We start from the raw sequence: 9,169 nt of genomic DNA, 5'->3' as shown, positions 1-9,169 counted from the left end.
GGAGTGCCACCCTTACAACATTGTTAACCGGCTGCTGTGCCGTAAGGACGCTTCCCGAGGTATGTGTATGTACCCTCAGCATCATCGACTTGGGATTTTTAGCTCCAAATCTTTCCTTCAATATTTTCGCCCACAACCTTCTTGCTGCTCGGAATTTTGCAACCTCTTCTAGGACGTTCATGTCTGCAGTAAATATCCAGGAAATCCTTCCTGCGAAATCGTCGATATCCAATCCTACGTCGACTGCAGCCTGAATATAATCTATTGCGTTTGCAAAGGCAAAGGCAATTTCCTGCGTTGAATTGGCTCCTGCCTCACGGATATGATATGCTCCAAGACTTATAGTGTTCCATTTCGGTATGTTGTTCTTGCAGTATTCAAAGATATTTGCTGTCAGTCTCATGGAAGGTCTTGGCGGATAGATATATGTTCCTCTTGCAATATATTCCTTCAACACATCGTTTTGGGTAGTTCCTCTCAAGAGTTCGGGCGCCACCCCTTGCTTTTCCCCAACAGCCTGATACATTGCCAGTATCACTGAAGCTGGGGCATTTATCGTCATAGACGTACTGACCTTGTCAAGAGGTATGCCGTTGAAAAGAACTTCCATATCCTCAAGAGAGTCTATTGCCACTCCAACCTTTCCGACTTCACCTTCTGAAATAGGATTATCAGAGTCATATCCTATCTGAGTAGGCATATCGAATGCTACTGAAAGTCCTGTGACTCCCTGATCAAGTAGATATCTGAACCTTTCATTTGTTTCCTTTGCAGTAGCAAAACCAGAATAGCTTCTCATTGTCCAGTAACGGCCCCTATACATTGTGGGCTGTCCTCCCCTTGTCATAGGATATTGTCCCGGGAATCCTATCTTTTCAACATAATGTTCGTTTGATAAATCCACATCCAGCGGAGTATAGATTCTCTTTTCCGGCACATTCTCTCTTTCAGAAACTTTTGAAAGGGTCTTCGCCAATGGACCCTGTTCCCATTTGTTCATTTCACTTTTAATGATATTGTTTTCACTCACGTTTATTCCTCCGTTACATCGGTAATCAATAGCTATATTTTTACTAATTATCTATATTAAATATGGATTCAAATAAACTACATTCCCAGTATTTTCCTTGCCTCTTCTGGTGTAGCAACATCCCTTCCATACTCTCTGGATAATCTTGCAGCTCTTGCTACCAATTGTTCGTTACTCGCCAAAACTCCTCTTGAATAATAAAGATTATCTTCTAAGCCTACTCTAACATTACCGCCTAAGCAAATGCCTAAATAAGTTGTATACAACTGGTGTTTGCCTATACCGGAAATATTCCAAGGACTCTCTTTTGGAATTGAGTTTAGCAAAAGCGTCAACTGATTAAAGTTTGTTGGTTGAATATTTTTCATCCCCATAATGAAATTAAAATACAACGGTCCTTTCAATATACCTCTCTCACAAAGCTCCATGGCGGTTGGAATCATTCCCGTATCAAATATTTCGACTTCAGGCTTTATATCTCTTTTTTGCATTTCTATAGCCAGTCTCTCTATCAATTCCGGCGAATTGATATAAATATGGTCGGGGAAATTGATTGATCCTGTCGTAAAACTGGCCATCTCAGGGTTTATTTGTACTGCCTCGAGTCTACTTTCAAGACTTAGCCCAGCTCTTCCTCCTGTCGATATTTGAACAATCAATTCAGGACACAATTTTTTGATTTTTTTACTGATTTCATCAAATATTTCAGCAGTATGAACACTCTTCTGAGTAATAGGATCTCTAGCATGTACATGTACAATAGCTGCACCTGCTTTATAGCATTTAAGCGCATCTGCCGCAATTTCATCCGGTGTTATAGGAACATGTGGCGTTTTCTCTTTCATTCCTAAAGAACCAGTCAATGCAGCTGTGATTACTAATTTTTCCATTTTTTCCTCCTGGTTAGTTTGATTTTATTGATTTACTTGCAAGTAACATGCCATATTTTTTATTTTCTTATTATTTCCCCTAATTAGCAACATTGTAAGATCTATCGGAAGATACTAAACTACTATTTCACTTATCTTTTATTCACATTGTTCGAATTTAATGTTTGATTGATTAAATTAGCAAATTACTTATTCTGCAAATCTTGAATCCATAAACATCCCGCCTATTAACTCCTATATATCTTAATTTTGATATATTTGGGATTTATTAGGCGTTTTAGCGCAATTTAGGACTTCTAAAATATGTTTGCCATGACCTTGCAACCTAACCTAATAAAAGTAGAATCATCACTATTTTGATTAGTCATTGAATAATCTGGGTCAGATCGAGCCACGGAATAATCAGTCATTATTTATAAATTTTAAGTCTGTTTTGGCAGACTTTTAATATTATTGTTAGATTTATGTTGTATTTTTAGCGTTAAAAGGTTATCATTATTAATAAATCCAACTGTTGGGTGGTGTATTTATTGAAGAATCATGAAAATTTACAATTGATTGTTGTTACTTTAAAAAGTTATGCAAAAGAGTTTTATTTTAGATTTTTATCAAGAATATTTTCTAAAGACATATCCTATGAAATTTTTTCTTTAGAGGAGGGGATTCCAGAAAACATCAGCGCACCCGTAGTACTCCCTACTCATGATGTAGTGAAGGATAAAGTAAAGGAGCTTTTCCCTATTAGCAAAATAATAGATACAAAGAAAATTCTCTCCGGCAAAAATATTGAACAGATACTCTCTCTTCCCGAACAAAAAAAAATCCTTGTTGTGCATCATCCTGAATCGATAATATATGAAATAATTAATAATCTGCACAATCTCGGAATAACTCATATCAATCTCATACCATATAAAAAAGACCAGGAATTGGACCTTTCAGATATTGACACTGCCATATCTGCAGGCATGACTCACCTATGTCCATCTTCCATAGAAAATATAATCGACCTAGGGGGAAGAATTCCGACAATTGAAACTTTTCTAGAACTTTTAGACGCCCTTAATCTTAACATTAAATACATAAATAATTTTATCGATATATACATCCAAGAACTCATGATTATAAGCAAAAAACTTGTAAATATAAATAGGATTGCAAACAGTCTTATTCAGGAACAAGAAACCATACTTGATGTAATTGACGAAGGAATCATATCTGTGGAAAATAACATTGTAAAAACAATAAACCCTACTGCGCTAAAAATGTTAGAACTTAAACAAAATGATATTATCAATACGCATTTCGAAAATATATTTAATAACTGCACAGTTCAAAAAAAACATATATCCAACGAAGACAACACAAATATATTGAAAATTAACAACGATAAAAAAATTGTTTGCCACAAAACTAAAGTAAATGAAAGTCATTATATATTTATATTCAAGGAAATTTCGAAAATCCAAGTTTTAGAACAAAAATTAAGACAAGAACTCTCTAAGAAGGGTCATCTTGCCAAATATACATTTGATGATATTATTGGAGAAAGTTTAGCTATAAGCACAGCAAAATCCAAGGCAAAGGAATTTTCAGAAAACGATTTTACAATACTGCTTTTAGGAGAGAGTGGTACAGGCAAGGAAATGTTTGCACAAGCAATACATCTTGCTTCAAACAGAAAAAATGGTCCTTTCCTTGCAATTAACTTCGCTGCTCTTCCTGAAAATCTAATAGAAAGCGAACTCTTCGGATATGAAGAAGGTGCTTTCACAGGAGCTAAAAAGGGGGGAAAACCAGGAATTTTTGAATTAGCTCACGGCGGAACTATTTTTTTGGATGAAATAGGGGATGCACCTCTAAATATACAAGTACATTTATTGAGAGTTCTTCAGGAACAGGAGATAATGCGTGTTGGAGGTTCCGAGATAATTCCCGTAAACATACGCGTCATAGCAGCCACAAACAAGAATCTGGAAGATAGTGTAAAAGAAAAAAATTTTCGAAACGATCTGTATTATAGACTTAATGTTTTACCAATAAATATTCCCAATCTCTATTCGCGAGACAATGATTTATTCATTATAATCAATGAACATCTGAAAAGAAAGTATAATGAAACTAAAATCCTAAACGAAGAAGTAAAAAGAATTCTTCTAAACTACAACTGGCCCGGGAATGTACGGGAATTGATAAATGTAACTTCATATATTTATCTCGTTACTAAAGGAAAAAATATTGTCGAGAAAAAAGATCTCCCAAGTTATTTCCTTAAGGAAACGGTTCCAAATGAAGAATTAGTCAATAGCCATTATTTTAATCTAACAAAATCGAAATTAGAAGCCGAAGGCAATATGGATGAATTTATTGAAGTCCTGAGTATTCTTTACAATAACAAAGGATTGTGTATAGGTAGAAATAAAATTCGTACTTTGCTTTCAGAAACGGACATATCATTAACCGAATACAAAGTAAAGCATTTATTGAAAAGGCTCGATTCACTAAATCTAATATCAATTGGAACAACAAAACAAGGTTCAAAACTCACACCCGAAGGCCTTATTTTTATTAAACACCTACTCGATTGATACTGTTTTTCTGTACAAAAGTTAGTACTAATCTTACAATTAAGATTCAATATAAATTTACTCATTCCAGGCTGAAATGTATACAAAGCATTATCAGCCTTTTAAATATTTTTCCATTCCTTTTTCCACTTAACCTTTTTCACAAATGACGCTACCTTGTCAAACAAAAAAATCAAACCTTAATAAACCCACTTTATATACGCCAAATACTCCTAATCGATGCACCAGTTGACCTAATAACCGCATTATTAGGTCAACTGGTGCATTCAATACTAAAAAAATTGTTCAAATACTAGTTGTTTGAGAAAATTATCCATTGGCATGATAATTGCATTGATTTATATCAATATCGAATTGAAAGGAGTAATGCTTTGAAAAATAACAATATATTGTTCGATAAAAATAATTTTATAGCTACATTAACCTTTAATAGACCTTCACATTTAAACGCATTGAATAAAGAAACACTTATTAAGCTTAGAGAGATTGTAAAGGAAATTGAAAAAGATGATGAAGTCAAGGTTTTAGTTGTTACAGGAGAAGGTAAAGCATTTGTTGCGGGAGCAGATATTTCCGAAATGAAAGGTATGAATCCACAAGAAAGTCGTGAGTTTTCTTATCTTGGTAATGAAGTTTTTAGAAGGATTGAATTGCTGGAAAAACCAGTGATAGCTGCCATCAACGGTTTTGCGCTAGGAGGAGGATGTGAGCTAGCAATGACATGTGACATTAGAATAGCATCTGAAAATGCCACTTTCGGCCAACCCGAAGTTAGCCTGGGAATTACTCCAGGTTTTGGAGGTACTCAGAGGATGCCAAGACTAATAGGAACCTCTAAGGCTAAAGAGCTAATATTTACTGGTAAAATTATAAAATCCCAAGAAGCAGAAAGAATCGGACTGGTTAATATGGTAGTTCCACATAATGAATTGATTCTAAAATCAATAGAAATGGCTAATTATATAATAAAAAACAGTAGTGTTGCAGTGGGATATTCAAAATCAGCAATAAACAGAGGATTGGAAACTGATATAGAGACAGGAATAATGACAGAACAGAATATTTTTGGATTGTGTTTTGCGAACTTAGACCAGAAAGAAGGAATGGAAGCTTTTCTTGAAAAGAGAAGTCCGAAATTCAAGTAAAGTCTAGCGGTAAAATGTCAAGAGTCGAATAGCTGATTATTCAATAGAAATGGCAAAAAAATGCAAAAAATCACAACACCTGAACAAGCCTCTAAAAAAACTGCGATTTTTAAAGGCTTTTAAGGCACCTACCTGGTAGGTGGAATATATAACTTGTTGGTGTCGAGCAGGGCATACACCAGCCGAACCAACTTTCTTGCAGTTAATGCGAGAGCGCGTTTGTGTTGATGCTTCAGGACTTCCTTGTACTTGGTCAAGTAAAAGCGTCTAAACTCAGTATCGTGCACACGTACTTTGTTAGCAGCTTCCAAGATGTAATATTTTAGATATTTGTTGCCTGACATTATCAAACGCGTATGATCCTTTTTAAAGTCACCAGATTCATGTTTGGTCCAAGCAATCCCTGCATACTTTGCAAGAGACGCATGGTTCTTAAAACGGTGTATATTGCCAATTTCAGCGATTATACCGGCACTGTAGACAGGGCCGATACCAGGGATGCTAGACAGAACATCCGGGAAAAGCTCCATGTAAGATGAAATGGCTTCGTCAAGTTCTTTGATTTGTTTCATAAGGGATTTTATGCCAACAAGCCTAATGGCCAGAAGTTGGTTAACAGAATTATTGACGGTCTTTGAAAGACGATAAGAGCTTCTGGCCGCTTTCTGAAGGTCAAGAGCAATTTGCTCTGGATCATTAAAATGATTTTTACCTTTTTTCACTATGAAATCAGTAAGATCTTCCAAAGACATGGATACGATATCATCAGTGGAAAAGAACTCTGTTAAAATAGCCAATGAAGTGGCACCCATGGTATCTGAAAAAACATTGGAAGATTCAAGAGATGAAAACTTGTAGAATGCAGTTTCAAGGAAACGAGTCTTCTCTCTGCTGATGTTTTGAGCTACCTGGAACCTGGCACGGGTTAAAGTCCTGAGAGCCATTTGTTTTTCATCAAGGTTAACTTCATTTGCAATGCGACCAAAGCGAAGGAAGTCGGCAATTATCAATGTGTCGATGTAATCAGTTTTCGGCAATTCAGGATAAGATTCCTTGAACTTGGCAATCTGCCTGGCGTTAAGGATCCTAACGCTTAAGTGGAATTTCTTAAGGAATTCATCATTGCGCAAGAAAGTAGCTAAATGGTCAGCATAGATTGAAGTGGACTCCATTCCGATGGACAACTCAGTGAAGTCATTGCTTGAGAGAGCAATCTTGAGTTTGTCAAGGATGACAAGTGCACCATCCTGATCATTGGGAACACTGAAAATCAACAAAGTGTCACCGGAAGAATTGAGGAAACGAACTGCATTGGATTTCTTACTTACGTCTATACCTACAAAAAGAGTGTTCATATAGATCACCTCCTTTTCGAATGGACTTAGAAACCAATAAAACAATGCCCAAGTACTTGCAGCAACGACACCCTCGCATATACGAATAAGCTCCTACATGAACGTGCACGGACCTCCCTGCTACGAGGTGTTCAAACTTAGGAGAAAACAGCTAGCGGTTAGAGGAAAACATACAAGCTTGGGGAACAGACTTTAAAAGAATATACCGATAGGCGAAACATGGAGAAACAGAACAGCCCTTAATGGTTTCTATAGTACCTATTATAAATCATGGGCATTGTCTTTGGTATGAAGAATAAAGAGTAGGGTAAGGCTACTCAGATATCCTTACAATATTATTATACGAGGAGCATTCCTGTAATCAACAAATATGAGGTTTGATAAAAATAAGTCCACACAGTAGAATAAAGATGTTCTTGGCGGAACACAAATCTAAACTACTGGAGGACTTACAAATGAATCATACACAAAATGAGAGAATAAAGCAAGTACAGGAAGAAACAATTATCATAGGAATTGATATAGCCAGTGAAGTGCATTACGCACGAGCCTTTGATTGGAGAGGAATAGAGTTAGGCAAGGTCATATCCTTTGATAACAAGTTTGAAGGATTCACAAAGCTTAGGATGTGGATTCAGACGCTGATGATTGAGCATGGAAAGGAAAAGGTACTGCTCGGAGCAGAACCAACCGGCCACTACTGGTTCAGTCTTGCAGATTATGCAAAAGAGAATGAACTGAAGCTGGTTCTGGTAAATCCGTACCATGTGAAAAAGAGCAAGGAACTGGATGATAATCATCCGAGCAAGAGTGACAGGAAAGATCCTAAGACAATAGCAAAGCTGGTAATTGAAGGCAGATACATTGAGCCGTATATACCTGAAGGCGTGTATGCAGAGCTAAGAATAGCAACAGCTAGCAGGGATAGGCTTGTAAAGGACCTGAATGGGCTCAAGAACAGAATCGAGAGATGGTTGAAAATTTACTTCCCTGAATACAAAGAAGTATTTGGAAGTCCTTATGGAATAGGAAGTATGGTAGTGTTGTGTAATGCGCCACTGCCTGAAGACATCATGAAACTGGGAGCCAAAGGAATTAACCAGCTTTGGAGAGACAGAAAGATACGTGCAGTGGGCATGAAAAGAGCTGAAGAGCTTTATGCGGCTGCTAAAAGAAGTGTTGGAAGAAAAACTGGAATCAGAATGGCTAGAATGGAAATACTAATGCTTCTTGAAGACTATCATAGAAAGATAGAACAGCAGGAAGAGCTTCTAGAAATCATCGAGGCACTGTGCCTGGATATACCAGAAGTTGAAAAGATACTAAAAATCAAAGGAGTCGGCTTGGTAAGTGTAGCCGGATTCTTTGCAGAAGTAGGTGACATAAGACGCTTCAAGTCACCGAAACAGATACAGAAGCTGGCAGGTTTGGCGATAAAGGAGAACAGCTCAGGAAAACACAAGGGACAGACAGGAATAAGCAAGAGAGGCCGAAAGAGGCTGCGTGCAATCCTGTTCCAGGTGATAATGCCACTGGTTGCTAAAAACGAGCAGTTCAAGGAAATACATCGCTATTACACCACTAGGAAACAGAATCCTTTGAAGAAGAAGCAGTCTTTGATAGCAATATGCTGCAAGCTCATAAGAGTGATATTCGGTATATGTACAAAGGGATTTGATTATGACGGGAATAAGATGATAACAGACATAAAGCGACCAGCAGAACTAGTGGCTGCTTAGGCAGCATAAGAAGAAAGGTCAATCTGGAGAAGCGTCCACGAAAGTGCCAGAAGGACTAAGTAAGAATTGAAAGCTAAATCAAAGTTAACATACAAAAAGCAGGTAGTCATATATTTTACCATTAGAGCAATGACTCGGTAGAGGAGCACAAAAGACACCCACTTTATGGATAGGCAGAACGAAGGAATTTGGGACTCCGGGGAACCGGAATGATCCTGTTAGACATGGGAGGGTTGTTGCCATAAGAGGTGTGGGAAGTACCGCAGAATACAGTGAAATCAAGGACGCTGTGTTTGCTGTACCCAAAAACATCACTTATCCTGCACTGGATGCACATGGAATCTGTAATATGCTTTTTGAAGAAAATGAAAAACGGCGAATTAGCGAGTAAATGGAAGAAAAACTAAGAATATATAGGGAGG

The 9,169-nt window shown here is 37.1% G+C and carries 6 protein-coding genes; 3 read left to right on the top strand and 3 right to left on the bottom strand.

Annotated elements, in window-relative coordinates:
- Together BUB05_RS17875 and BUB05_RS17870 are read right to left on the bottom strand one after the other, a co-directional pair.
- Positions 1-1,000, bottom strand: a 1,000-nt coding sequence (locus BUB05_RS17875; protein ID WP_245819957.1) for a methylmalonyl-CoA mutase family protein, incomplete at its 3' end; no start/stop codon positions are given.
- Between the two features lie 107 nt (positions 1,001-1,107).
- Entirely contained in the window at positions 1,108-1,920 is an 813-nt protein-coding gene (locus tag BUB05_RS17870) for a beta-keto acid cleavage family enzyme (RefSeq protein ID WP_073051098.1), read from the bottom strand.
- Between the two features lie 530 nt (positions 1,921-2,450).
- Here BUB05_RS17870 and BUB05_RS17865 point away from each other — a divergent pair.
- Together BUB05_RS17865 and BUB05_RS17860 are read left to right on the top strand one after the other, a co-directional pair.
- Complete coding sequence (locus BUB05_RS17865; RefSeq protein WP_073051097.1) at positions 2,451-4,508, top strand: sigma-54 interaction domain-containing protein; 2,058 nt, start codon at positions 2,451-2,453, stop codon at positions 4,506-4,508.
- 371 nt (positions 4,509-4,879) lie between these two features.
- A complete protein-coding gene (locus tag BUB05_RS17860; protein ID WP_073051096.1) occupies positions 4,880-5,653 on the top strand; it encodes an enoyl-CoA hydratase-related protein in 774 nt (257 codons plus the stop codon).
- Positions 5,654-5,781: 128 nt separating this feature from the next.
- Here BUB05_RS17860 and BUB05_RS17855 read toward each other — a convergent pair whose 3' ends face one another.
- Complete coding sequence (locus tag BUB05_RS17855) at positions 5,782-7,008, bottom strand: IS110 family RNA-guided transposase (RefSeq protein ID WP_073051095.1); 1,227 nt, start codon at positions 7,006-7,008, stop codon at positions 5,782-5,784.
- 455 nt (positions 7,009-7,463) lie between these two features.
- Here BUB05_RS17855 and BUB05_RS17850 point away from each other — a divergent pair, with 455 nt between their 5' ends.
- Positions 7,464-8,747, top strand: a complete 1,284-nt coding sequence (locus BUB05_RS17850; RefSeq protein WP_073051093.1) for an IS110 family RNA-guided transposase — start codon at positions 7,464-7,466, stop codon at positions 8,745-8,747.
- Positions 8,748-9,169: the final 422 nt, after the last annotated feature.

Origin of the sequence: Dethiosulfatibacter aminovorans DSM 17477, from assembly GCF_900142005.1 — a bacterium.
In the GTDB taxonomy this organism is placed as follows: Bacteria; Bacillota; Clostridia; order Tissierellales; family Dethiosulfatibacteraceae; genus Dethiosulfatibacter; species Dethiosulfatibacter aminovorans.
This window is presented reverse-complemented; position numbering and strand designations above follow the sequence as displayed.

Bases quoted from the DNA above. Each gene is read 5' to 3' on its own strand.
- BUB05_RS17870 (WP_073051098.1), bottom strand. From the start codon at position 1,920: ATGGAAAAATTAGTAATCACAGCTGCATTGACTGGTTCTTTAGGAATG.
- BUB05_RS17855 (WP_073051095.1), bottom strand. From the start codon at position 7,008: ATGAACACTCTTTTTGTAGGTATAGACGTAAGTAAGAAATCCAATGCA.
- BUB05_RS17850 (WP_073051093.1), top strand. From the start codon at position 7,464: ATGAATCATACACAAAATGAGAGAATAAAGCAAGTACAGGAAGAAACA.